Source organism: Streptomyces sp. NPDC050145 (assembly GCF_044460245.1).
Classification (GTDB): domain Bacteria; phylum Actinomycetota; class Actinomycetes; order Streptomycetales; family Streptomycetaceae; genus Streptomyces.
Window position 1 is genome coordinate 121176 of sequence record NZ_JBITJS010000021.1, and the last position, 24368, is coordinate 145543.

Consider the following 24368-nt stretch of genomic DNA (forward strand, 5'->3'; position numbering starts at 1 on the left):
TGGGCCGTATCTCCGTCACGGGGGTGCGGCCCTTTGTCGTCGGCGGTCTGCCGGCCGGTGGGGCTTCTCGCGCAGTTCCCCGCGCCCCTGAGATGCACGCCCTTCGGGCGGCATCTCTCCGATAGAGGCTGAACGGCGAAGCCGTTCGCCTCTAGGGGCGCGGGGAACTGCGCGACCGGCCCCCACCGGCCGGCACTCGACCACGCGCGTATAGAGCGGTACTCAAATCGAGCCGCACAACACACCCCGCCACCTCTACCCGTTCCCAGCGGCCAGCGTTAGAGTGGTGCTCTAAACCCGAACGGAGCGCCCCCTTGCGACTGACCCCCACAGAACGCGACCGCCTCCTCCTCTTCGGCGCCGCCGAGCTCGCCCGGGCCAGAAAGTCCCGCGGCCTGCGGCTGAACGTGCCGGAGGCGACCGCCCTGATCGCGGACACGGTCTGCGAGGCGGCCCGCGACGGCCGCCGGCTCGCCGAGGCCGTCGAGGCGGCCCGCTCCGTCCTCGGCCCCGACGACGTGCTGCCCGGCGTCGCCGACGTCGTCACGGAGGTCCACGTGGAGGCCGTCTTCGACGACGGCTCCCGCCTCGCCGTCGTCAGCGACCCCATCGGCGGCGGCATCGGCGAGGACGCCCCGGGCGCCCTGCTCCCCGGCCCCGAGCACTCCGACCCGGCGCCCGAGGTCACGCTCACGGTCACCAACACCGCGTCCGTGCCCGTCTCGGTCACCTCGCACTTCCACTTCTTCGAGGCCAACCCCCGCCTCCGCTTCGACCGCGCCGCCGCGTACGGCATGCGGCTCGCCGTACCGGCCGGCTCCTCCGTGCGGTTCGGACCCGGCGAGAGCGGCGAGGTCGGCCTCGTCCCCATCGGCGGCGCCCGCGTCGCGATCGGCTTCGCCGGACTCGTCGACGGCCCGCTCGACGCCCCCGGCGCCCGCGAGGAGGCGCTGCGCCGCGCCACCGCCTGCGGCTATCTCGGCGTACCCGACACCACCAGCGACGAGGAGGCCGCCCGATGAGCCGCCCCGGAGGACACCCCGCCGAGGCCCGGCGCCTCACCCCGCACGAGTACGCGGCGACGCACGGCCCGCGCGCCGGCGACCGCGTCCGCCTCGGCGACTCGGGCCTCACCATCCGCGTCGAGTCCGACTCGCAGGAGTACGGCGACGAGTTCCTGGCCGGCTTCGGCAAGACGGCCCGCGACGGACTGCACCTGAAGGCCGCCGCGGTCCGCGACACCTGCGACATCGTGATCAGCAACGTCGTGGTGATCGACGCCGCGCTCGGCATCCGCAAGGTGTCCATCGGCATCCGCGAGGGCCGTATCCACGCCGTCGGCCGCGCCGGGAACCCGGACACGCTCGACGGGGTCGACGTCGTCGTCGGCACCGGCACCACGATCGTCTCCGGCGAGGGCCTCATCGCCACCGCCGGAGCCGTCGACACCCACGTCCACCTGCTGTCGCCGCGCATCATGGAGGCCTCGCTCGCCTCCGGCGTCACCACGATCATCGGCCAGGAGTTCGGCCCCGTCTGGGGCGTCGGCGTGAACTCGCCGTGGGCGCTGAAGCACGCCTTCTCCGCCTTCGACGCCTGGCCGGTCAACATCGGCTTCCTGGGCCGCGGTTCGTCCTCGCACGAGGCCCCGCTCGTCGAGGCGCTCGCCGAGGGCGGCGCCCTCGGCTTCAAGGTCCACGAGGACATGGGCGCCCACACCCGTGCGCTGGACACGGCGCTGCGCGTCGCCGAGGAGCACGACGTCCAGGTCGCCCTGCACAGCGACGGCCTGAACGAGTGCCTGTCGGTCGAGGACACCCTGAAGGTCCTCGAAGGCCGCACCATCCACGCCTTCCACATCGAGGGCTGCGGCGGCGGCCACGTGCCGAACGTCCTGAAGATGGCCGGTGTCCCGAACGTCATCGGGTCCTCCACCAACCCGACCCTGCCCTTCGGCCGGGACGCCGTCGCCGAGCACTACGGCATGATCGTCTCCGTCCACGACCTCAAGCCCGACCTGCCCGGCGACGCCGCCATGGCCCGCGACCGCATCCGCGCGGGCACGATGGGCGCCGAGGACGTGCTCCACGACCTCGGCGCCATCGGCATCACGTCCTCCGACGCGCAGGGCATGGGCCGGGCCGGCGAGACCGTCCGCCGTACGTTCGCCATGGCCGGCAAGATGAAGGCCGAGCTGGGCGACCCGGGCGTCGGCCACGACAACGAGCGCGTGCTGCGCTACATGGCGAAGCTGACCATCAACCCGGCCATCGCCCACGGCCTCTCCCACGAGATCGGCTCCCTCGAGGTCGGCAAGATGGCCGACATCGTGCTGTGGCGCCCCGAGTTCTTCGGCGCGAAGCCGCAGCTCGTGCTGAAGTCCGGCTTCCCGGCCTACGGCGTCGTCGGCGACCCGAACGCGGCGACCGACACCTGTGAACCGCTCGTCCTGGGACCGCAGTTCGGCGCGCACGGCGCGACCCCCGCCGAGATCTCCGTGGCGTTCGTCGCGCAGTCCGCCCTCGACCAGGGGAACGACACCATGCCGACCCGCAGGCGCCGCGTCGCGGTACGCAACACCCGCGGCATCGGCCCCGCCGACCTGCGCTTCAACTCCCGCACCGGCGCCGTCGACGTCGACCAGCGCACCGGACTCGTCACGCTCGACGGCGAACCGATCCGCTCGGAGCCCGCCGACTCCGTCTCCCTGAACCGTCTCTACTTCCTCTGAGGACCCGCCATGACCTTTGTGATGCCGCCCGAGTGGGCCCCGCACGAGCGGACCTGGATGGCCTGGCCGAGCCCCAACCCGACCTTCGCCGACGACACCGAGCTGGCCGAGGCCTGTGCCGCCTGGGCCCGTGTCGCCCGCGCGGTGCGCCGCCACGAGCCGGTCAGCGTGGTCGTCGGCCCCGGTCAGCTCGACGAGGCCCGCGAACTGCTGGGTGACGACATCGAGTTGGTGGAGCGGGAGCTCGACGACGCCTGGATGCGCGACATAGGCCCCACCTTCGTCAAGGACACCGAGACCGGCGAACTCGCGGCCGTGGACTGGACGTTCAACGGCTGGGGCGCCCAGGACTGGGCCCGCTGGGAGCACGACTCCAAGGTCGCCCGGCACGTCGCCGACCTCACCGGCGTCCCCGTCCACTCCACCGCGATGGTCAACGAGGGCGGCGGCATCCACGTCGACGGCGAGGGCACGGTCCTGCTGACCGAGACCGTCCAGCTCGACCCGGACCGCAACCAGGGCTGGACCAAGGAGCGGGTCGAGGCCGAGGTCCACGCCCGGCTCGGCACGACGAAGGCGATCTGGCTGCCGCGCGGACTCACCGCCGACTACGGCGAGTTCGGCACCCGTGGCCACGTCGACATCGTCGCCGCGTTCGCCGCCCCCGGCGTCGTCCTCGTGCACACCCAGCGCGACCCCGCCCACCCCGACTTCGAGGTGAGCCGGGAGATCCTGGAGACGCTGCGCGGCCAGACCGACGCCCGCGGCCGCACCCTGGAGATCGTCGAGGTCCCCGCCCCGACCGTCCTCACCGACCCCGAGGACGGCGGCTGGGTCGACTACTCGTACATCAACCACTACCTGTGCAACGACGGCGTCGTGCTCTGCGGCTTCGACGACCCGAACGACGAGGAGGCCGCGGCGATCTTCCGCCGCCTGTTCCCCACCCGCACCGTCACCCTGGTCGACGCCCGCACGATCTTCGCGGCCGGCGGCGGCATCCACTGCATCACCCAGCAGCAGCCGGTGGCCGGACTCTGACCGGGCCGCTCCGACCAGCAGGGATCAGGTAGAAACGTACACATGACCGCCTCCCGCCGGCGCACTCCGGCCCCGCCCCGCGAGAACGTGCTCGCCGCCACCATGGCGATGATCGCCGAGCGGGGCCTGGAGAAGCTCACCCTGGCCGCGCTCGGTGCGGAGGTCGGCATGAGCAGCGGCCACCTCGCCTACCACTTCGGGTCCAAGGACGAGCTGCTCCTGCGCACCCTGGAATGGAGCGAGGGCCGGCTCGGCGCGGCGCGCGGCCGGCTGCTGACCGGCGGGGGAGACGCCCGGGAGCGCCTCGACGCGTACGTCGACCTGTACGTGCCCGAAGGCCACCGCGACCCGCACTGGTCGCTCTGGCTGGAGGTGTGGAACCGCTCGCAGCACGCCGACGACGACGCCCGCGACCGGCAGGCCGCGATCGAGGGCGCCTGGCACCGCGACCTGGTGGCCCTCCTCGCCGAGGGCGTCTCGCGCGGTGCGTTCCGGCCCGTGGACCCGGACCGGTTCGCGACACGGCTGCGGGCGCTGCTCGACGGGTTCTCCCTGCAGATCGTGATCGGCCTGCGCGGCGTCGGCCGCGAGCGGGTCATGGACCACGTACGCGAGTTCCTCGACGAGGCCCTGAACCCCTAGGCAGGCGGCGGGCCGTACCCTCCGCCGCCCGGGGTCTCGACGATCAGCACGTCCCCGGGCTCCAGGTCGGCCGAGTCGACGCCCTCCAGCCGCTCCACCGAACCGTCCGCGCGCAGCACGGAGTTGGCGCCCAGGGCCCCCGGCTCGCCGCCCGCCATGCCGTACGGCGGGACACGGCGGTGGCCGGACAGGACGGAGACCGACATCGGCTCCCGGAAGCGGATGCGCCGGACCGCGCCGTCACCACCGCGCCGGCGGCCCGCGCCGCCGCTGCCCGCGCGCACCGCGAATTCCTCCAGGAGGACCGGCAGGCGCCATTCCAGGACCTCCGGGTCGGTGAGCCGGGAGTTGGTCATGTGGGTCTGCACCACGGGCGCGCCGTCGAAGCCGTCACCCGCGCCGGAGCCGGAGGCCACGGTCTCGTAGTACTGGAAGCGGTCGTTGCCGAAGGTGATGTTGTTCATCGTGCCCGAGCCCTCGGCCTGGACGCCGAGGGCCCCGTACAGGGCGCCGGTGATCGCCTGGGAGGTCTCGACGTTGCCCGCCACCACGGCGGCCGGGGGCTCGGGCGAGAGCATCGAGCCGCGCGGCACCACGATCTTCAGCGGGCGCAGACAGCCGTCGTTGAGCGGGATGTCGTCGGCGACCAGGGTGCGGAAGACGTAGAGGACGGCGGCGTTGACCACGGCGTAGGGGGCGTTGAAGTTGCCGGGGAGCTGGGCCGAGGTGCCGGTGAAGTCGACGGTCGCCGAGCGCCGCGCGCGGTCCACGGTGACGCGGACGCGGATGACGGCGCCCGCGTCCGTCTCGTAGGCGTAGCTGCCGTCGTCCAGAGCCTCGATGACACGGCGCACCGCTTCCTCGGCGTTGTCCTGGACGTGCCGCATGTAGGCCTGCACGACGTCGAGGCCGAAGGCGTCGATCATCCTGCCGACCTCCTCGACCCCCTTGGCGTTGGCGGCGATCTGGGCGCGGAGGTCGGCGAGGTTGGTGGCCGGGTTGCGGGACGGGTAGGGCGACTCGGTCAGCAGACGGAGGGTCTCCCGCTCGCGGAAGCGGCCGTCCTCGACCAGGAGCCAGTTGTCGAAGAGGATGCCCTCCTCCTCGATGCGGCGGCTGTGCGCGGGCATCGAGCCGGGGGAGATGCCGCCGAGCTCCGCGTGGTGACCGCGCGAGGCGACGTAGAAGAGGATCTCCTCGCCCGAGGCGCCGAAGACCGGGGTGATCACGGTGACGTCGGGCAGGTGGGTGCCGCCGTGGTACGGATCGTTGACCGCGTAGGCGTCGCCGGGGCGCATGGACGGCCGGCGCCGCACGACCTCCTTGACGCTGGTGCCCATCGAGCCCAGGTGGACCGGGATGTGAGGGGCGTTGGCGACGAGGTTGCCTTCGGGATCGAAGAGGGCGCAGGAGAAGTCCAGACGTTCCTTGATGTTGACGGACTGGGCGGTGGACTCCAGGCGGGCGCCCATCTGCTCGGCGATGGACATGAAGAGGTTGTTGAAGACCTCCAGGAGGACCGGGTCCGCCGCCGTGTGCGCCTGCGGCGGGGCGGGCGCGGCGACCCGTTCCATGACCAGGTGGCCCTCGTCGTCCAGGGCGGCGCTCCAGCCCTCGTCCACCACGGTGGTCGCGTTCGCCTCCGTGACGATCGCGGGGCCCGTCACCCGGAGCCCCGGTGTCAGCTCCGCGCGCCGGTACAGCGGTACGTCGCGGCGGGCGCCGCCGGTGTGCAGGGCCACGTCGGCCGGTTCCGCGTCCTCGCGCGCGGGCGCCTCGGCCAGGTCGGACAGGTCCGGCGGTTCGGTGACCCCGGTGGCCTCGACGGACAGGGCCTCGACGATCACCGGGCGCTCCAGCGTGAAGGAGTACGTGGCCCGGTGCCGGTCCTCGAAGGCGGCCGTCATCGCCTCCGGTTCGTCCAGGTCGACGGTCAGGGCCGTGTCGGTGCCGTCGTAGCGCAGCTGGGCGCGGCGTGCGGTGCGGATGCGGCGCTCCGGCACGCCCTCGGCGAGCAGTTCGGCGCGGGCGGCCGCCTCCAGGGCGTCGGCGGTCTCCAGCACGCGGGGCATGGAGGCGGGTTCGAGGGGTTCCTCGACGGACTGCTCGCGCATGGCCGTCGTGTCGGCCAGACCGATGCCCAGGGCGGACAGGACACCGGCCATGGGCGGTACGAGGACGGTGCGGATGCCGAGCGAGTCGGCGACCGCGCAGGCGTGCTGGCCGCCCGCGCCTCCGAAGGTGGTCAGGGCGTACCGGGTGACGTCGTGGCCCTTCTGCACCGAGATCCGCTTGACGGCGGCGGCGATGCCCGCGACCGCGATGCGCAGATAGCCCTCCGCGACCTGCTCGGGAGTGCGGTCGTCGCCGGTGCGCTCGTGGATCTCGGCGGCGAGCGCGGCGAATCGCTCGCGCACCAGGCCGGCGTCGAGCGGCTGGTCGCCGTCGGGCCCGAACACCCGGGGAAAGTGCTCGGGCTGGATACGCCCGAGCATCACGTTCGCGTCGGTGACGGTCAGCGGGCCGCCGCCGCGGTAGCAGGCGGGACCGGGGTCCGCGCCCGCCGAGTCGGGGCCGACGCGGTAGCGGCTGCCGTCGAAGTGCAGGACCGAGCCGCCGCCCGCGGCCACGGTGTGGATGTCCAGCATCGGGGCGCGCAGCCGGACCCCGGCGACCCGGGTCAGGAAGACGCGCTCGTACCCGCCGGCGTAGTGCGACACGTCGGTGGACGTACCGCCCATGTCGAAGCCGATGACGTGGTCGAACCCGGCGCGCCGCGACATCCGGGCCATGCCGACGATGCCGCCCGCCGGGCCGGACAGGATCGCGTCCTTGCCGCGGAAGTGGCCCGCGTCGGTGAGCCCGCCGTTGGACTGCATGAACATCAGCCGCACGCCCCGGAGCTGTTCGGCGACCTGCTGGACGTAGCGGCGCAGCACCGGCGAGAGGTAGGCGTCCACGACCGCCGTGTCCCCGCGGGGCACCAGCTTCATCAGCGGGCTGACCTCGCAGGAGAGCGAGATCTGCGGGAAGCCGATCCGCTCGGCGAGACGGCCGACCGCCTGCTCGTGCCCGGGGTACCGGTGGCTGTGCATGCAGACGACGGCGAGGGCGCGGATGCCGTCGTCGTGCAGGCGCCGCAACTGAGGGGCGAGCGCGTCGAGATCGGGGGGCACGAGGACGTCGCCGTCCGCGGTGACGCGCTCGTCCACCTCGACGACGCGTTCGTACAGGAGCTCGGGCAGCACGATCTCGCGGGCGAAGATCTCGGGGCGGTTCTGGTAGGCGATGCGCAGGGCGTCGCGGAAGCCTTTGGTGACGACGAGGGCGGTGCGTTCGCCCGTGCGCTCGAGCAGGGCGTTGGTGGCGACCGTGGTGCCCATCCGGACGGCGTCGATCCGGGCCTCGTCCACGGGCCCGCCGAGCAGGGCGCGGATGCCGGCCAGCGCGGGGTCGCGGTAGCGCGCGGGGTTCTCGGAGAGCAGCTTGTGGGTGAGCAGGCGGCCGTCGGGGCGGCGGGCGACCACGTCCGTGAAGGTGCCGCCGCGGTCGATCCAGAACTGCCAGCCGGGGGCTTCGCCGTCGCTCGGGCGGGGCGCTGTCACGGGGGCCTCCTGCGGGGTGGCCTGGGGGTGTGCCGTTGTTCCTCCCCCGTGCCGCCCCTCCCCGAAACGGTTCCCCGACGAGACGCCCGGGTCGCCGGGGCCGGGCGAAAGGCCCTAGCCCGCGTCCGGTACGAAGCGCAGGGGCGTGCCCGGGACGGCCTGGGCCGCGGCGGCCAGGGCCTGCTCCGGGACCACGGCGATCACCGGGTACCCGCCGGTCGTCGGGTGGTCGTGCAGGAAGACCACGGGGAGACCGTTCGGCGGCACCTGCACCGCCCCCAGCACCATTCCCTCGCTGGGCAGTTCGCCGTCCCGCGCCCGCTCCAGGACGGGCCCCTGGGTGCGCAGACCGATGCGGTTGCTCTGCGCCGAGACCGTGTAGGCCGCGGTGAAGAAGGTGCGCAGGGCCGCGTCCGTGAACCAGTCGGAGCGCGGGCCCGGACGGGCCGGCAGGACGAGTTCGGCGGGCGGCGCCGGCCAGGGCGGGGCCTCGGGCAGGGCGGGGGCCGGGCCGACGGCCCGGCCGAGCGGAATCCGGACGCCCTCGGTGAGGGGCGCCGGGCCGAGACCCGAGAGGAGGTCCGTCGCGCGGCTGCCCAGGGTCGGCTCGACGGCCAGGCCGCCGGCGAACGCGAGGTAGCTGCGCAGGCCGGAGGTGGCCGGCCCCGCGTCCAGGGTGGCGCCGGCCGGGACGTGGACCGGGATGCCCCAGGGGGCGGGGCGGCCGTCGACCGTGACGCGGCACGGGGCGCCGCCGACGACGGCCGTGATGTCCCGGTCGGGCCGGACGGCGCAGCCGGTGAGAGTGGTCTCCAGCGCGGCCGTGTTCTCCGGGTTGCCGAGCAGGCGGTTGGCCAGCCGCAGCGCCGGAGCGTCCAGGGCACCGGAGCGGGGGACGCCGAGGTGGGCGTGGCCCTTGCGTCCCGCGTCCTGGACGGTGGTCAGGGCGCCCGGGCGGATCACGGTGAGGAGGGCGGGGGTCACGCCTCACCGCCGTGGGGGGTCGCCGGTTCGTGGCCGGCCTGAGTGGTGGTCGCCCGCGTCGCCAGGGGGTCGAACCTGACCCGGGTGCCGGGGACGAGAAGGGCCGCCTGGTCCTTGGCCGGGTCCCAGAGCGCTTCCGGGGTCGGGAACGTGCCGATGATCTGCCAGCCGCCGGGTGTGGCGCGGGGGTAGACCGCCGAGTTCGGGCCCGCCAGGGCCACCGCTCCGGCCGGGACCCTGGTGCGGGGGGTGGCGCGGCGGGGGACGTGGAGGGCGGCGGGCAGACCCGTGAGGTAGGCGAAGCCGGGCGCGAAGCCGCAGAACGCCACGCGGTACGTGTACGAGGAGTGGCGCGCCGCCACCTCGTGCTCGGGCACCCCCCACAGCTCGGCGACCTCGGCCAGGTCGGGGCCGTCGTAGACCACGGGGAGCGTGATCACCGTGCCCTCGGCGGGCGGCGTCCGCGGGAGGTCCCAGGCCGACAGCTCGCGGGCCAGGGCCGACGGTTCGGCAACGCCGTCGAGGAGCACGGTCGTCGCGCCGGGCACGATCTCCGCGACCGGCGCCAGCGTGCCCGCGGCGCGGCGCCGCAGCAGCTCGGCGTGGAAGGCGGCGGTGCGCTCGGCGTCGGGGAGCTCGACCAGCAGCGCGTGGCGTCCGGCGGGGCGGATCAGCGGGGCCGCACCCGTGTCGGTCCTCACGCGAAGGCCCCCACCGTGACGCCGGCCGCCTCCAGGGCGGCCCGGACCCGCGCGGCGATGCGGGCCGCGCCCGGGGTGTCACCGTGCACGCACAACGACTGCGCGGTGACCGGGACGTGGGTGCCGTCGATCGCGTCGACCCCGCCGTCGACGGCGAAGCGCACGGCCCGGCGTACGACCGTGTCCGGGTCCTCCACGACGGCGTGCGGCTCACGGCGTGACACCAGCGTGCCGTGTGCCGTGTACGCGCGGTCGGCGAAGGCCTCCCGCGTGGGGGCCAGGCCCGCGTCCGCGGCGGCGGCGAGCAGTCGCGATCCGGGCAGGCCGAGCACCGGCAGCGAACCGCCGGCGAGGGTGACGCCCGCGACCACGGCCTGTGCCTGCTCCTCGTCGTGCACGGTGCGGTTGTAGAGCGCGCCGTGCGGCTTCACGTAGGTGACGGCGGAGCCGGCGGCCTCGGCGAACACGCGCAACGCCCCGATCTGGTACGCCACTTCGGCGGCCAGCTCGTCCGGCGGCACGTCCATCGCGCGACGCCCGAAGCCGGCCAGGTCGCGGTAGGAGACCTGGGCGCCGATGCGGACGCCGCGCTCGGCGGCGAGGTCGCACACGCGGCGCATCATGGACGGGTCGCCGGCGTGGAAGCCGCAGGCGACGTTCGCGCTGGTCACGACCGACAGCAGGGCTTCGTCGTCGGTGAGGGTCCACCGGCCGAAGCCCTCGCCGAGGTCCGCGTTCAGGTCGATCACGGGGGTGATCGGCGCTTCGGGCACGGGGGGCAGGTCCTGGGTCACGCGCTCAACCTAGGGGATTGTTGAACGATTCGACAAGATGCATATCCATCCCGTTCAGCCCCTTGTTCGATCGTTCAACGATCCCCTATGGTCCGTGCATCCCCCACGGAATCGGACTGCCTGATTCCGTGCCCCTCCCGTGCCCTCCGCGCACTGAAGAAGGCCGCCGCATGATCGTTCTTCTCGGCGTGCTCGTGGTGATCCTCGGATTCGTCACGCGCCGCAATCCCGTCCTCGTGGTCGGTGTCGCCGGTATCGCCACCGGACTGCTCGGCAAGATGAACCCGCAGGAGATCCTCGCCGCGTTCGGCCGGTCGTTCGCCGACAGCCGCTCGGTCACCGTCTTCGCCATCGTGCTCCCGGTGATCGGCCTCCTGGAGCGGTACGGGCTGCGCGAGCAGGCCCGCACCCTCATCGGCAAGCTCGGCAGGCTCAGCGTCGGCCGCTTCCTCACCGTCTACCTGCTGGTCCGCCAGGTCACGGCCGCCTTCGGCCTCAACAACCTCGGCGGCCCGGCCCAGACCGTGCGCCCGCTCGTCGCCCCCATGGCCGAGGCCGCCGCCGAACGCCGGCTCGGCGCCAAGCTCCCCGACAAGCTGCGCGAGAAGGTCCGCTCCTACTCCTCCTCCGCCGACACCGTCGGCCTCTTCTTCGGTGAGGACTGCTTCATCGCGATCGGCTCGATCCTGCTGATCACCGGCTTCGTGAACTCCACCTACCACCAGGAACTCGAGCCCACCCAGCTCGCCCTGTGGGCCGTCCCGCTGGCCGTCTGCGCCTTCTTCATCCACGGCTCCCGCCTGCTGCTCCTCGACAAGAAGCTGGAACGCGAGATGGCCCTCGCCGCCGCCGAGAACGACCTGCCCATGCCGAAGGAGACCGCCAAGTGATCAAGGTCGAGTGGCTCTACTGGCTCATCGGGCTCGTCTTCGTCGTCATGGCCGCGCAGATGGCCATGGACCGCACCAACCCCAAGCGCTGGACCTCCGCCGCCTTCTGGGGACTGCTCGGACTTTCCTTCCCCTACGGGACCGGCGTCGCGACCGGCGCCACCGCGTACCGGCTGCCCGCCGAACCGCTCGGCGTCGCCGTCCTCGCGCTGATCGTGCTCGCCGGCTTCAACTTCATCGGCAAGGGCGTGCCCGCCACGACCACCGACGAACAGCGTGAGGCCTCCGCCGCGCGCCTGGGCAACAAGCTCTTCATACCCGCCCTGACGATCCCGCTCGTCGCCATCGTCTGCGCCTCCTTCCTCGACGAGTCGGGCCTGTTCGAGACCGGCAAGGCCACGCTCATCGGACTCGGCCTCGGCTGCATCGTGGCGCTGGTCGTCGGCATGCTGGTCACCGGCGAGCGCAAGCTGTCGACGCCGATCCACTCCGGGCGCTCGATGCTGGAGGCGATGGGCTCGGCGCTGCTGCTGCCCCAGCTGCTCGCCGTCCTCGGCTCGATCTTCGCGGTCGCCGGCGTCGGCACGCAGGTCGGCGAGATCGTCAACGACGTGATGCCGGACAACTCCAAGTACTTCGCCGTGATCGCCTACTGCGTCGGCATGTTCCTGTTCACCGTGATCATGGGCAACGCGTTCGCCGCGTTCCCCGTCATGACCGCCGCGATCGGCTGGCCCGTGCTCATCCAGCAGATGCACGGCAACGAACCGGCCGTGCTCGCCATCGGCATGCTCGCCGGCTTCAGCGGCACGCTCTGCACGCCCATGGCCGCCAACTTCAACATCGTCCCGGCGTCCCTGCTCGAACTGAAGGACCAGTACGGGCCGATCAAGGCGCAGCTGCCCACCGGGCTCGCGCTGCTCGGCTGCTCCACCGTGATCATGGCGATCTTCGCCGTCTAGAAGGAGGCCAGGACCCATGACCCGAGTACTGCTCACCGGCTTCGAGCCCTTCGGCGGGGAGGCCGTGAACCCGTCCTGGCAGGCGGCCTCCCTCGTCGCCGCCGCGCCGCCGGACGGCCTGGACGTCACCGCGGTGCGCCTGCCCTGTGCCTTCGGGGACGCGCTCGACGCGCTGCGGGACGCTGTCGCGCGGACCCGGCCCGAGCTCGTCGTGTGCCTCGGGCAGGCGGGCGGGCGGGCCGGCGTCACCGTCGAGCGCGTCGCGATCAACGTCGACGACGCGCGCATCCCCGACAACGCGGGGGCCCAGCCCATCGACGTGCCCGTCGTGCCGGGCGGGCCCGCGGCCTACTTCTCCACGCTGCCGGTGAAGGCGTGTGTCGCGGCGATGCGGGAGGCCGGGGTGCCGGCCGCGCTGTCCAACACGGCCGGCACGTTCGTCTGCAATCACGTCGCCTACGGGCTCGGTCACCTCCTGGCCACCGAGTTCCCCGGAGTGCGGGGCGGCTTCGTCCATGTGCCCTGGGCGCCGGAGCAGGTGGTAGACGGGGGCGCGCCTGCGCTGCCCGCGGAGGTTGTCGCTTCCGGGGTACGCGCTCTGCTTCTGGCTGCCGCGTCTACCCGGGTCGACTTGGTGGCCACCGAGGGTGCCACGCATTGACGGTTCGCCGGGTGCCGCCCGGTGGGGGCTGGTCGCGCAGTTCCCCGCGCCCCTAGAGGCGAACGGCTTCGCCGTTCAGCCTCTATCGGGGAAATGCGGCGCGCAGCGCCTGCATTTCAGGGGCGCGGGGCTGTGTCGATCTGCGGCTCCGCCGCGGGGCGCGACCAGCCACGACGCACCTGCACCCGGCAACGAGACAACACACCGCAGACGAGGATCCGTCACCCCGAGAGGACACCCCATGCTCACGCCGGAGGCAACCGCCCGGCTGGCCACCGCCAACATCACGCGCGAGTACCCCAACTTCCCGGCCCACCTGGTCACCGCCCCCACAGAGGACACCACCCCCCGCACCCTCCACCCCGCGTTCTACGGCGCGTACGACTGGCACTCCGCGGTGCACATGCACTGGCTCCTCGTCCGCCTCCACAACAGGGGCGAACTCCCCACCGGCACCGACCTGAGCGCCCTCGACGCCCACCTCACCCCGCGGAACCTCCGGACCGAGGCCGACTACCTCCTCGCGCACCCCGGGTTCGAGCGCCCCTACGGCTGGGCCTGGCTGACCGCGCTGGCCGCCGAGTGCCGCGGCACCCGCTGGGCCGACGCGTTCGCCCCGGCCGTCACCGCCGTGGAGCGGCTCCTCACGGACTGGCTCGGCAAGGCCACGTATCCGGTGCGGCACGGCATCCACACCAACAGCGCGTTCTCGCTCGGCCTGCTCCTCGACACGGGCGCGGCCGCGGGCCTCGCCGAGGCCACGCTGGACGCCGTACGGGACCGGCTGCGCGACTGGTTCGCCGGGGACCACGACGCGCCGGCCCACTGGGAGCCCTCGGGTCAGGACTTCCTGTCGCCGGCGCTGAGCGAGGCGGACGCGATGCGCCGGGTCCTCGGGCCCGCCGAGTTCGCCGCGTGGTTCGACCGGTTCCTGCCGGCGCTCGGCGCGGGCGCGCCCTGCCCGCTGCTCGACGTGCCCGTGGTCTCCGACCCCACCGACCCGCACATCGGCCATCTGCTCGGTCTCGCCCTGTCCCGCGCCGCCGCCCTGCGCGGCATCGCCGCGGCCCTGCCCGAGGGCGCCGCCCGCACCCGGCTCGCCGCGGCCGCCGACGCGCACCTCGCCGCGGGCCTGCCCGCCGTCGAACGCGGCGACTTCGCGACGGACCACTGGCTCGCCACGTTCGCCGAGCTGGCCGTCGACCGCACGCACAACGGGGCCCGCACGCACCAAGCGGCCCGCACGAACCACCGAGACGACTGAAAACCGGGACATCTGACCGCATCGTGAGACCACGTCCCGGGCCCGCCGGGGCTGTGGCAGACTGCCGCCGTGCTCTCGTTCGCCATGATTATTGGCAGCAGGCGCGCCGGTCCGCAGTGACCGCCTCGTACGACCCGGTACAGGCGGACACCGTCGTCCTCGACCCGCGCGCAGACCTCTCGCACCCGCGAGAGGTTTTTCTGTTTCCGGCCCACACCCAGCCGGACGGAGAGCGCGAGGGATCATAGATGGACGGTGGAGCCGGTCATTCCGGTAGACCGAGATCCCATACAGGAGCCAGATCAGCATGAGCAGCAGCCCGAGCGAACACGCCGGCGAGTCCGCCGGTGAACTCGACGATTCCTTCCACGTCTTCGACACGACGCTGCGCGACGGCGCGCAGCGCGAGGGCATCAACCTCACCGTCGCGGACAAGCTGACCATCGCGCGACACCTGGACGACTTCGGTGTGGGCTTCATCGAGGGCGGCTGGCCCGGTGCCAACCCGCGGGACACGGAGTTCTTCTCCCGCGCCCAGAAAGAGATCACGTTCAAGCACGCCCAGCTCGTCGCCTTCGGCTCCACCCGCCGCGCGAACGCCAAGGCGAGCGAGGACCCCCAGGTGCGGGCCCTCCTCGAGTCCGGCGCCCCGGTGATCACGCTCGTCGCCAAGTCGCACGACCGGCACGTCGAGCTGGCCCTGCGCACCACGCTGGAAGAGAACCTGGAGATGGTCCGCGACACCGTCTCCTACCTCGTCGGACAGGGCCGCCGCGTCTTCGTCGACTGCGAGCACTTCTTCGACGGCTACCGCGCCAACGCCGAGTACGCCAAGTCCGTCGTACGGGTCGCGCACGAGGCCGGCGCCGCCGTCGTCGTCCTGTGCGACACCAACGGCGGCATGCTCCCCGCCCAGGTCCAGGCGATCACCCACACCGTCCTCGACGACACCGGCGCCCGCCTCGGCATCCACGCCCAGGACGACACCGGCTGCGCCGTCGCCAACACGCTGGCCGCCGTCGACGCCGGCGCCACCCACGTGCAGTGCACCGCCAACGGCTACGGCGAGCGGGTCGGCAACTCCAACCTCTTCCCGGTTGTCGCCGCCCTGGAGCTCAAGTACGGCAAGAAGGTCCTGCCCGAGGGCGCGCTGCGCGAGATGACCCGCATCTCGCACGCCATCGCCGAGGTCGTGAACCTGACCCCGTCCACGCACCAGCCCTACGTCGGCGTCTCCGCGTTCGCCCACAAGGCCGGACTGCACGCCTCCGCGATCAAGGTCGACCCGGACCTCTACCAGCACATCGACCCCGAGCTGGTCGGCAACCGCATCCGCATGCTCGTCTCCGACATGGCCGGGCGCGCCTCCATCGAGCTCAAGGGCAAGGAGCTCGGCGTCGACATCTCCGACGACCGCGAGCTCGTCGGCCGCGTCGTCGAGCGGGTCAAGGAGCGCGAGCTCCAGGGCTACACGTACGAGGCCGCCGACGCCTCCTTCGAACTGCTGCTGCGCGAGGAGGCCGAGGGCCGGGCCCGCCGCTACTTCCGCGTCGAGTCGTGGCGCGCCATCGTCGAGGACCGCCCCGACGGCAGCCACGCCAACGAGGCGACGGTGAAGCTGTGGGCCAAGGGCGAGCGCATCGTCGCCACGGCCGAGGGCAACGGCCCGGTCAACGCCCTGGACCGCGCCCTGCGCGTCGGCCTGGAGCGCATCTACCCGCAGCTCGCCAAGCTGGAGCTCGTGGACTACAAGGTCCGCATCCTGGAGGGCAAGCACGGCACCGAGTCCACGACCCGCGTCCTGATCACCACGACGGACGGCGCCGGCGAGTGGTCCACGGTCGGCGTCGCCGAGAACGTGATCGCCGCCTCCTGGGGCTCCCTGGAGGACGCGTACACGTACGGTCTGCTGCGCGCCGGAGTCGAGCCCGTCGAGTAGCCGCACCGGCTGTCGCACAGGTAGTCCCACAGGCGTCGGGGCCTCATCCCTCGCACGTGGCCCGATTGGGTTAGCGTCGAGGTATGAGGCCCTTCGCAGCGGCCCTCGCCGCCACCTTCCTCGCCCTCGGGGCGACGCTCGCCGTGGCGCCCACGGCGACCGCAGCGAGCGACGTCTCCACGGTGGCCGACGCCCTGGAGAAGAGCCCCGTCTACGTCGACCCGGCCGCCTCCGGCACCCTGAGCAAGAGCGACGTCGACCGCCTCACCACCCGTATCAAGGACGCCGACAAGCCGGTGATGGTGGCCGTGCTGCCCGCCGACTTCCCCAAGCAGGACCTCTTCACGGACCTGCGTACGAAGACCGGGATCGTCGGTGTGTACGGCGTCCGGCTCGGCGACGCCTTCGACGCCCGCGCCGACCACCAGGTCATGTCCCGGCAGGCCGTACAGAACCTGACCGGGAGCGTGCAGGACGAGCCGGTCGCCCGGCAGCTGGACGACTTCGTCGACGGCGCCGTGCGCACCGCCACCGGCTCCGCGCCCGACTCCTGGGCCGCGGGCGGTGACGACGGGGTGTCGGCCGGGGCCCTGATCGGCGTCGGCGCGGTCGTCGTGGCCGGCGGCGCGGGCGTCTACGCGGTCACCCGGCGCAACCGCAAGCGCCGCGAGCGGGAGCAGCGCGAGGCCCTGGAGAAGCTGCGGGTCGTCGTCGACGAGGACATCACGGCCTTCGGCGAGGAACTGGACCGGCTCGACTTCCATCCGGCCGAGGCGGGCGCCGACGACGCCATGCGCGCCGACTACGAGCGCGCCCTGGACGCGTACGAGAAGGCCAAGCAGTTCATGGCCGCCGCCCAGCGCCCCGAGGACGTGCGCGCGGTGACCCAGACCCTGGAGGACGGCCGCTTCTCGCTCGCCCAGCTCGCCGCCCGCCGCGAGGGCCGCCCGCTGCCCGAGCGCCGCGTCCCGTGCTTCTTCGACCCGCGCCACGGCCCCTCGACGACCGACGCCGAGTGGACCCCGCCCGGCGGCTCGCCCCGCGAGGTCCCGGTCTGCGCGGCCGACGCGGCCCGTCTCGCCGACGGTGCCGAACCTCTGGTCCGCACCGTCGACGCGGGCACCGGCGAGCGCCGCCCCTACTACGACGCGGGCCCGGCCTACGGCCCCTGGGCCGGCGGGTACTTCGGCGGCGGCATGCTCCCCGGCCTCCTCGTCGGCACGATGCTCGGCTCGATGATGGCGAGTCCCGCCTACGCGGCCGACTACGGCTCCGGTTACGGCGACTTCGACCCGGCCGCGGGCGGCGACTACTCAGGATCCGACTTCTCCTCCGGCGACTTCGGGGACTTCGGAGGCGGCGGCGACTTCGGGGGCGGTGGCGACTTCGGCGGGGGCGGCGACTTCGGCGGCGGTTTCTGAACCGACGGACCGCGCGCCCGCCTTCGGGATCTGTGACCCCGGCCCGTACATCCACCGCGACAGCGCCACCCGCGCCCGCACGGTCCGCGGCACCCGGCGGCGCACCCCGTGCTCGTCCTCGGCCGGGGGCGGCTCCAGCGGGGCGGGCTGTTCGTGGTGGGTCAGGCGGAAGCGCTCGGCCCGGGGGAGCGGCTCGTGGAGTTCGACGTACTCGCCGTGCGGGAGGCGCCGGACGCGGCCGGTCTCGCGGCCGTGCTCGACCTTCTCGCGGTCGCGGAGCTGGAGCCCCAGGCAGATCCGCTTGGTGACGACGAACGCGAGCACCGGGCCGGCGAGCAGGAGAACGCGCGCGGTCCAGGTGATGGCGTTCACCGAGAGATGGAAGTGCGTGGCCCACAGGTCGTTGCCGCCGGCCGCGAGCGCCACCAGGAAGCCGGTCAGCCAGGCCACGCCCAGCCCCGTGCGGACCGGGCGGTTGCGGGGCCGGTCCAGGAGGTGGTGCTCGCGCCGGTCCCCGGTGATCCACGACTCGAGGAACGGATAGACGCCGATCAGGATCAGCCACAGAGGGAAGGCGACCAACGGGATCAGGACGCCCAGGACCAGCGTGTGGCCGCCGACCGTGATCTCCCAGCCGGGCATCACCCGGACCAGACCCTCCGCGAACCCCAGGTACCAGTCGGGCTGCGCGCCCGTGGACACCTGGTCGGGGCGGTACGGGCCGTACACCCAGACCGGGTTGACCGACGCGACCGCCGCGATCAGCGCCACGACGCCGAACACGAGGAAGAAGAAGCCGCCCGCCTTCGCGACGTACACGGGGAAGAACGGCTGGCCCACGACGTTCTGTTCGGTCTTTCCGGGGCCCGCGAACTGGGTGTGCTTGTGGTAGAAGACCAGGATCAGATGGAGGACGACGAGCGCCGCCATGACGCCGGGCAGCAGCAGGACGTGGATCGAGTAGAAGCGGGCCACGATGTCGTGCCCGGGGAACTCGCCGCCGAAGAGGAAGAACGACAGGTACGTGCCGACGACCGGCACGGACAGCGTCATCCCCTCGACGAGCCGCATCCCCGCCCCGGACAGCAGGTCGTCCGGCAGCGAGTAGCCGAGCAGCCCCTCGAACAGCGCGAGGAACAGCAGCAGCCAGCCGAACACCCAGTTGACCTCGCGCGGCTTGCGGAACGAGCCCGTGAAGAAGTGCCGCATCATGTGCACGAACATCGCCGCGACGAAGATCAGCGCCGCCCAGTGGTGGATCTGCCGGATCAGCAGTCCGCCGCGCACGTCGAAACTGATGTCCAGGGTGGAGGAGTACGCCTCCGACATCCGGATGCCGTTCAGCGGCACGTAACTGCCGTGGTACTCCACCTCGTTCATCGACGGATGGAAGAAGAGGGTCAGATAGACGCCGGTGAGGATCAGGACGACGAAGGTGTAGAGACAGATCTCGCCCAGGATGAAGGACCAGTGGTCGGGAAACACCTTGCGCAGGTACTTCCGCCCGAGGCCGTACACCCCGAGCCTGCCGTCCGCCCAGTCGGCGATCCGCTCGCCCGCCCGCGCGTCCCGAGCGGTGCTCCTCGCCGTGCCCCCCGCGGTGCTGCCTGTCGTGCTCCCCGTAGTGCTCTCCGTCATGAAGCGCGCCTCCCGTGAGTGCTCACTACGGGGACCGGCGGCGGCCCCCGATTCGTGACATCACGGCGCGCTGTGTGACCCAGTTCACATGGCGGGCCGCCAGGTGTAGCGGACGTCGGGCTCCCGCTCCTCGTTGCGCTCGCCGTCCGTCCACTCGGCGGCGACGAAGCCGTGGGACTCGTAGAAGCCCCGGGCCCGCGCGTTCACCTGGAACGTCCACAGGTCGAGCCCGCCCGGGCGCCGCTCCTTGGCCAGGGCGAGCAGCCGCCCGCCGAGTCCGCGCCCCTGCCGGTCCGGGTCCACGTACAGCTGGTCGAGCTCGCCGCCGTCGAGCACCATCAGGCCCGCCACCGCGCCGCCCTCCTCGACCGCCACCCACGTCTCGTGGCGCGGTACGACGACGTGCGTGAACCAGCCGCGCACCCCGTCGTCGTCGTGCGCACGGCGCACGGTCGGCAGCGCGGCCGCGAAGGAGCGCAGCCACACCTCGGCCGCGGGGAGCGCGTCGGCCGGTTCGGCGCGGCGCAGGGTCGTGGTCTCGGGGTGCAAGCGGGTCCTCCAGGTGGACGTGCGGGTTCAGCTGCGGTTCAGGGTGCGGGTCACGCCCGCGACGACGGCCGTGGTCAGGATCCAGCCGATCGCGATCATCGCGTACGCCAGGTTCTGCACCCAGGGCAGGTCCCAGTGCCACATGTCCCGCTGGCCGAGCCCGCCGACCGGGACCAGCAGGTCGAGGGCGTACGCGACGGGGTGGAACGGCGGCCCCTCGCCCTGCTTGTTCGGCACGGGCGTGTGCGCGCGGAACACGAGCGAGCCGAGCAGCGTGAGCAGGACCAGCCAGATTCCGGCCAGCCAGGGGCGGTAGCCGTAGCCGACCGTGGCGTCGAGCAGCCCGCCCCAGATCCGGCCCGCGGGCCCCAGCGTCGCGCGCCGCCGCCGCTCCCGCACGAGCAGCACCCGGCGAGCCTCGTCCTCGTGGCCCAACCTCCGGTAGTGGGCGGCGAGTTGCTCGTACGGCTGCGGGACGTACTCCGGCTGGAGGTGCAGCCAGGTCAGGCGGTTGGCGCAGTCCTCGCGCTGGGTGGACGCCGTCGACTCCAGCCAGTCGTACGTGAGTCCGTCCAGGTACAGCGGGCCGAGCCAGGTGCGGGGGCGGTCCTGGAGCCGGGTCGCCCGTGCGTTGCGCAGGTTCACGGCGCCGGCCGCCGGGCGGGCCATGCGCAGGTCGAGCGCTTCCATCTGGGCGCCGACGCACATCAACGACGCGCCCACGCCGAGGAGTTCGGCCTCGTGGAACGAGAGCAGGTCGTCGATCCGCGCCCCGCGCAGCCGGATCCGCCCGTCGGCCCGGAACCCCTGGTTCATGCGGACCGTCGAGGCCCGCAGCGAGTCCCCGAGGAACGCGATCCCGTCCGGCTCCGGCATCACGATCCGCGCCCCGTGCATCCACAGGCCGCCGGGGATCTCGGCGCCCGGCAGCGCGATCCGCCCGTGCGCGAGGAAGCCGTCCTCGCAGAACACCCCGCCCTGCATCACCAGTCCGCCCCCGTTCAGGGCGAGCCCCTCCGGCGACACGAGGTGCGCGCGGTCGAGCCGCAGTCCGCCCGCGATGTGCGCGTGCACGAGGTTCACGGCCCCGCGCCGGTCGCCGCCGCTGATCGTGGAGCCGCGCAGGTCGAGCCGGCCGGCTATCTGGGCCGTCGGAGCGTGAAAGCGCGGAAGCGTGCACTCCGTGACCGTGAACGCGAGGGTGGCGGCGCCCTCCAGTGTCACCGGGCCGTCGAAGCGGCACCCCTCGAAGCGGACGAGCCGCCTGATCTCCGCGCCGTCCAGCGCCAGGGCGCCCTCGACGCGGGCGCCGCTGAGTATGTAGGGCTCGGATCCCGCCTCCGGATCGAGGACGGCCCGGCGCACCTCGGCGGCGGTGACGATCGGTTCAGACACGGGCCGCAGCATCCCATGCCGCGCCCCGCCGCACCCCGCACTGGCGCGAACACCACCCCGGTATCTGTCCCTCCGCCCCGACTTCCCGCCCCTCTTCGCGACAAGTCGGGCTCCGTCGCGAAACGATCAGGTCATCTCTCCGGAACGATCGCGTTGGGTGCATGAACGCTCACGGACTGGCAATGATGGTCGTGGCGTTCACACGCTGCACACCAATCACATCCGTTACACACACGAACGAGATGGAGGAACGGTCGATGGAGAAGAAGACAGAGATCGCGAAGAAGGGCTACGTCGCTCCGGCGATGGTCAAGCAGGGCGACTTCACCAAGGTGACCGCCGGCTACTTCGTAGGCCCGCTCAAGGAGTTCTGGTCCCGCCGCCTCGTCTGACGATCCGTCCGACGCGCCGTGTGACAGCACGCTCACGACCGACCAGGACCGCCGAGGAAAGGTGACGATGCAGCCCGCCCGCCCCGAACAGCCGCCCCACCTGCGCGACTGCTTCGCCGTTCTCCCGGACACTCCCGAGGGACAGGCGACGGCCGGGCGGCCGGCCGCGTCCGGCGCGGCCTTCGACACCGCTTTCGTCACCGCTTCCGGCGAACAGCACTCCCTGCCGGTCGACGAGGACGGCACACCCGGGCAGGTGTTCCGCCATCCGTCGGGACGCCCCTGGGTGATCGTCCGCTCCCGCCTGCGCCGCGTCAGCGACGCACAGCGAGGAGCGGACGCCGTCGTCGTCATCGGCCCCGCTCCCGTCCCGGACCTGGCGCGGGACCTGGCCGCCGCCCGGGACAACGCGGGGCTCCACCACCGCCTCGCCCGACGCCTGCCCGGCGTGCACCACGTCATCTCCCGCATGGGGGGCGAGACATGGGTGCGCGGCACCGCGTCGGGGCTGCGCCGGGTGTACGCCACCGACGGGCCGTTCCCGCTCGCCTCCGACCGGCCCGCCGTGCTCGCCCACCTCACCGGCGCCGCGCTCGACGACACCGCGCTCGCCCTGCGCCTCCTCGACTTCCTGCCCCACCCGCTCAGCGGCCGGCCCCTCTGGCGCGGCCTCACCGAGACCGACCCCGCGCACGCCCTCGTACTGCGCGCCGACGGGACCCGCGCCACCCGGCGCTGGTGGCACGCGCCGGAAGCCGAACTGCCCATGGCCGAAGGGGCCGCGCGCCTCGGCGACGCGCTCGACCGCTCCGTACGCGCCCATGTGTCCGGCCGCGCCCGGGTCAGCTGCGAACTCTCCGGCGGCTTCGACTCCACCTCCCTCGCCTTCCTCACCCGGCGCGCGGGACCGGCCGACCTGTCCCTGCTGACCGTCGCCTCCCGCGAGAGCCACGCCGAGGACGAGACCTGGGCCCTGCGCGCCGCCGAACTCGCCCGCGCCGAGCGCCCCGCCGGCCTCTCCCACGAGATCGTGCCCGGCGACGAGGTACCCCTCTTCTACGCGGGGGTGAGCGAGATCCTGGCCGCCCCCGCCGACCTCCCCGGGGACGAACCGCAGCCCGGCGCCTCCGGGCGGGCCCGGGTCCGGATGCTGCTCGGGCTCGCCGCGGCCCGCGGCTCCGAGTGCCACATCACGGGGTACGGCGGCGACGAACTGTTCATGGCGCTGCCCAGCGTCGCCGGGGACCTGCTGCCCCGGCACCCGCTGGCCGCCTGGAACCGGATCGGCGCCGTGCGCCACCAGCTGGGCTGGCCGCTCGCCGCGACCGCCCGCGCCCTTGTCGGCCGCGGCTCCTTCCGCGCCTGGCTCGCCGACGCCGTCACCGACGAGGCCCTGCCCACCTCCCGCACGCCCCAGCTCTCCTGGAGCGTGCGCCAGTCGCTGCCGCCCTGGCTGACCGCCGACGCCCGGGACCTCGTCCGCGAGGCCTTCCGCGCGGCCGCCGCCGACGCCGAACCCCTCGCCCCGCGCCCCGGCCGCCACCTCGACCTCGACACCCTCCGCATGGGGGCACGGCACTTCCAGGCCATGGAGGAGTACGGGCTCGGCCTCGGGCTGCCCGTCGCCGCGCCGATGTACGCCGACCACGTCATCGAGGCCACCCTCGCCGTACGTCTCACCGACCGGATCGACCCCGCGCGCTACAAGCCGCTGCTCGCCGAGGCCGTGCGCGGGATCGTGCCCGCGCCGCTGCTCGAGCGCACCACCAAGGACCACATGGGCAGCGACACGGTCCAGGGCCTGGTCCGGCACGCCGCCGAGCTCCGCCGGCTGTGGGAGCCCGGCACCTCGCGGCTCGCCGCGCTCGGCCTCGTCGACCCGGCCCGGCTCGATGCGCTCGCCGCCGACCCGTACTCGCCGCTGCACACCCGGTACTCGATCGACTCGACGGTCGCCTGCGAGATGTGGCTGCGCGCGACCGGCACCCCCGCCGCACACAGAGAGGCGCTCACCCCGTGAAGCTCAGAGACGGCATCTCGGTCACCACGACCGACTTCGGGGGCGTGGTCCTCGACCAACGCTCCGGCACGTACTGGCAGTTGAACGAGTCCGGGACACTCGTCGTCAGCGCGCTCGCCGAAGGGCTCGGGGCGCCGGAGGTCGTCGACCGGCTGATCGCGGAGTTCGACGTCGAGCGGGAGCGGGCCGAGGCGGACGTCGCCGCGCTGGCCTGGCAGCTCGTCGACGCGCGGATGGCGACACCGTGAGCACCGAGATGACGATGCCCGGGGGCGCCGCGCGGGGGCTGCGGACCCGGGCCGTCGTCGGCGTGGCCCTGCTCGTGGCCCGGCTGCGGCCCGACCGGCTGCGCCGCGTCCTCACGTTCCTGAGCCGGGGCGCACGTCCCGCGCCCCACGCCACGGCGCTGGCCGCGTACGCGTCCGTCGTCGCGACGAGCCGACGATGCGCGGGATGGTACGGGTGCCTGCCACGCTCCGTCGCCGTCGCCCTCCTGTGCCGCCTGTCGGGGACGTGGCCCGTCTGGCACGCGGGCGTCCGCGCGGCCCCGCCCTTCGCTCCGCACGCCTGGATCGAGGCCGAGGCCCAACTCGTCGGCGAGGCCGCGACCTTGGACGAGTACCGCCCCCTGATGACGGTGGGCCGGAGCCCTCGCTGACCCCAGGGGCTCCGCCCCGGCCCCCGCTCCTCAAGCGCCGGAGGGGCTTGATTTTCCCGTCCCGCCGCCGTCGCCCTGGGG

General features: G+C 73.2%; 21 protein-coding genes. 14 read left to right on the top strand and 7 right to left on the bottom strand.

Going from position 1 to position 24368, the window contains the following annotated elements:
* Positions 1-314 precede the first annotated feature (314 nt).
* Genes ureA through ACIBTU_RS33550 form a run of 4 tightly spaced genes read left to right on the top strand, consistent with a single transcriptional unit; the run spans position 315 to position 4414 of the window.
* Complete coding sequence (gene ureA / locus ACIBTU_RS33535) at positions 315-1022, top strand: urease subunit gamma (protein WP_399130443.1); 708 nt, start codon at positions 315-317, stop codon at positions 1020-1022.
* A complete protein-coding gene (locus ACIBTU_RS33540) occupies positions 1019-2731 on the top strand; it encodes an urease subunit alpha (protein WP_399130444.1) in 1713 nt (570 codons plus the stop codon). Before ureA ends, ACIBTU_RS33540 begins: the two co-directional genes overlap by 4 nt.
* 9 nt (positions 2732-2740) lie before the next feature.
* Complete coding sequence (locus ACIBTU_RS33545; protein ID WP_399130445.1) at positions 2741-3772, top strand: agmatine/peptidylarginine deiminase; 1032 nt, start codon at positions 2741-2743, stop codon at positions 3770-3772.
* 42 nt (positions 3773-3814) lie between these two features.
* Positions 3815-4414: a TetR/AcrR family transcriptional regulator gene (locus ACIBTU_RS33550; RefSeq protein WP_399130446.1), complete on the top strand. Its 600-nt coding sequence runs from the start codon at positions 3815-3817 to the stop codon at positions 4412-4414.
* On the opposite strand, the gene ACIBTU_RS33555 is transcribed toward ACIBTU_RS33550, so the two are convergent.
* The 4 genes from ACIBTU_RS33555 to ACIBTU_RS33570 all read right to left on the bottom strand — a co-directional run bounded on the left by ACIBTU_RS33555 (position 4411) and on the right by ACIBTU_RS33570 (position 10453).
* A complete protein-coding gene (locus tag ACIBTU_RS33555) occupies positions 4411-8019 on the bottom strand; it encodes a hydantoinase B/oxoprolinase family protein (RefSeq protein ID WP_399130447.1) in 3609 nt (1202 codons plus the stop codon). The genes ACIBTU_RS33550 and ACIBTU_RS33555 overlap by 4 nt on opposite strands.
* 114 nt (positions 8020-8133) lie before the next feature.
* Positions 8134-9003 (bottom strand): biotin-dependent carboxyltransferase family protein, encoded by an 870-nt coding sequence (locus ACIBTU_RS33560; RefSeq protein WP_399130448.1) that lies wholly within the window; start codon positions 9001-9003, stop codon positions 8134-8136.
* Complete coding sequence (locus ACIBTU_RS33565; RefSeq protein WP_399130449.1) at positions 9000-9704, bottom strand: allophanate hydrolase subunit 1; 705 nt, start codon at positions 9702-9704, stop codon at positions 9000-9002. Before ACIBTU_RS33565 ends, ACIBTU_RS33560 begins: the two co-directional genes overlap by 4 nt.
* The gene (locus ACIBTU_RS33570) at positions 9701-10453 is read right to left on the bottom strand and encodes a LamB/YcsF family protein (protein WP_399130477.1); all 753 of its coding nucleotides are present in this window, start codon (positions 10451-10453) and stop codon (positions 9701-9703) included. Before ACIBTU_RS33570 ends, ACIBTU_RS33565 begins: the two co-directional genes overlap by 4 nt.
* Before the next feature lie 215 nt (positions 10454-10668).
* On the opposite strand from ACIBTU_RS33570, the gene ACIBTU_RS33575 reads away from it, so the two are divergent.
* From ACIBTU_RS33575 to ACIBTU_RS33600, 6 genes are all read left to right on the top strand, one after another.
* A complete protein-coding gene (locus tag ACIBTU_RS33575; protein ID WP_399130450.1) occupies positions 10669-11388 on the top strand; it encodes a DUF969 domain-containing protein in 720 nt (239 codons plus the stop codon).
* Positions 11385-12350, top strand: coding sequence for a DUF979 domain-containing protein (locus ACIBTU_RS33580; protein ID WP_399130451.1), 966 nt, complete (start codon positions 11385-11387; stop codon positions 12348-12350). Before ACIBTU_RS33575 ends, ACIBTU_RS33580 begins: the two co-directional genes overlap by 4 nt.
* Before the next feature lie 16 nt (positions 12351-12366).
* Entirely contained in the window at positions 12367-13011 is a 645-nt protein-coding gene (pcp, locus tag ACIBTU_RS33585) for a pyroglutamyl-peptidase I (protein ID WP_399130452.1), read from the top strand.
* 241 nt (positions 13012-13252) lie between these two features.
* A complete protein-coding gene (locus ACIBTU_RS33590; RefSeq protein ID WP_399130453.1) occupies positions 13253-14275 on the top strand; it encodes a DUF2891 family protein in 1023 nt (340 codons plus the stop codon).
* A gap of 307 nt (positions 14276-14582) precedes the next feature.
* Positions 14583-16214 (top strand): citramalate synthase, encoded by a 1632-nt coding sequence (cimA, locus tag ACIBTU_RS33595; protein ID WP_399130454.1) that lies wholly within the window; start codon positions 14583-14585, stop codon positions 16212-16214.
* An 83-nt stretch (positions 16215-16297) separates the two neighbouring features.
* On the top strand, positions 16298-17635 hold the full coding sequence (locus ACIBTU_RS33600; protein WP_399130455.1) for a hypothetical protein: 1338 nt from the start codon (positions 16298-16300) through the stop codon (positions 17633-17635).
* On the opposite strand, the gene ACIBTU_RS33605 is transcribed toward ACIBTU_RS33600, so the two are convergent.
* The 3 genes from ACIBTU_RS33605 to ACIBTU_RS33615 all read right to left on the bottom strand — a co-directional run bounded on the left by ACIBTU_RS33605 (position 17528) and on the right by ACIBTU_RS33615 (position 21217).
* The gene (locus tag ACIBTU_RS33605; protein ID WP_399130456.1) at positions 17528-19273 is read right to left on the bottom strand and encodes a cytochrome bc complex cytochrome b subunit; all 1746 of its coding nucleotides are present in this window, start codon (positions 19271-19273) and stop codon (positions 17528-17530) included. The two genes, ACIBTU_RS33600 and ACIBTU_RS33605, sit on opposite strands and share 108 nt — an antisense overlap.
* Positions 19274-19357: 84 nt before the next feature.
* On the bottom strand, positions 19358-19822 hold the full coding sequence (locus tag ACIBTU_RS33610) for a GNAT family N-acetyltransferase (protein WP_399130457.1): 465 nt from the start codon (positions 19820-19822) through the stop codon (positions 19358-19360).
* A gap of 27 nt (positions 19823-19849) precedes the next feature.
* Positions 19850-21217: a pentapeptide repeat-containing protein gene (locus ACIBTU_RS33615; protein WP_399130458.1), complete on the bottom strand. Its 1368-nt coding sequence runs from the start codon at positions 21215-21217 to the stop codon at positions 19850-19852.
* A 257-nt stretch (positions 21218-21474) separates the two neighbouring features.
* On the opposite strand from ACIBTU_RS33615, the gene ACIBTU_RS33620 reads away from it, so the two are divergent.
* The 4 genes from ACIBTU_RS33620 (at position 21475) to ACIBTU_RS33635 (ending at position 24287) form a co-directional block, all read left to right on the top strand.
* A complete protein-coding gene (locus ACIBTU_RS33620; protein WP_399130459.1) occupies positions 21475-21609 on the top strand; it encodes a keywimysin-related RiPP in 135 nt (44 codons plus the stop codon).
* A 67-nt stretch (positions 21610-21676) separates the two neighbouring features.
* The gene (locus tag ACIBTU_RS33625) at positions 21677-23629 is read left to right on the top strand and encodes an asparagine synthase-related protein (RefSeq protein WP_399130478.1); all 1953 of its coding nucleotides are present in this window, start codon (positions 21677-21679) and stop codon (positions 23627-23629) included.
* Positions 23626-23877 carry a lasso peptide biosynthesis PqqD family chaperone gene (locus tag ACIBTU_RS33630; protein ID WP_399130460.1) on the top strand — a complete coding sequence of 84 codons (252 nt, stop codon included), beginning with the start codon at positions 23626-23628 and terminating at the stop codon, positions 23875-23877. Before ACIBTU_RS33625 ends, ACIBTU_RS33630 begins: the two co-directional genes overlap by 4 nt.
* On the top strand, positions 23874-24287 hold the full coding sequence (locus ACIBTU_RS33635; RefSeq protein ID WP_399130461.1) for a lasso peptide biosynthesis B2 protein: 414 nt from the start codon (positions 23874-23876) through the stop codon (positions 24285-24287). Before ACIBTU_RS33630 ends, ACIBTU_RS33635 begins: the two co-directional genes overlap by 4 nt.
* Positions 24288-24368 lie beyond the last annotated feature (81 nt).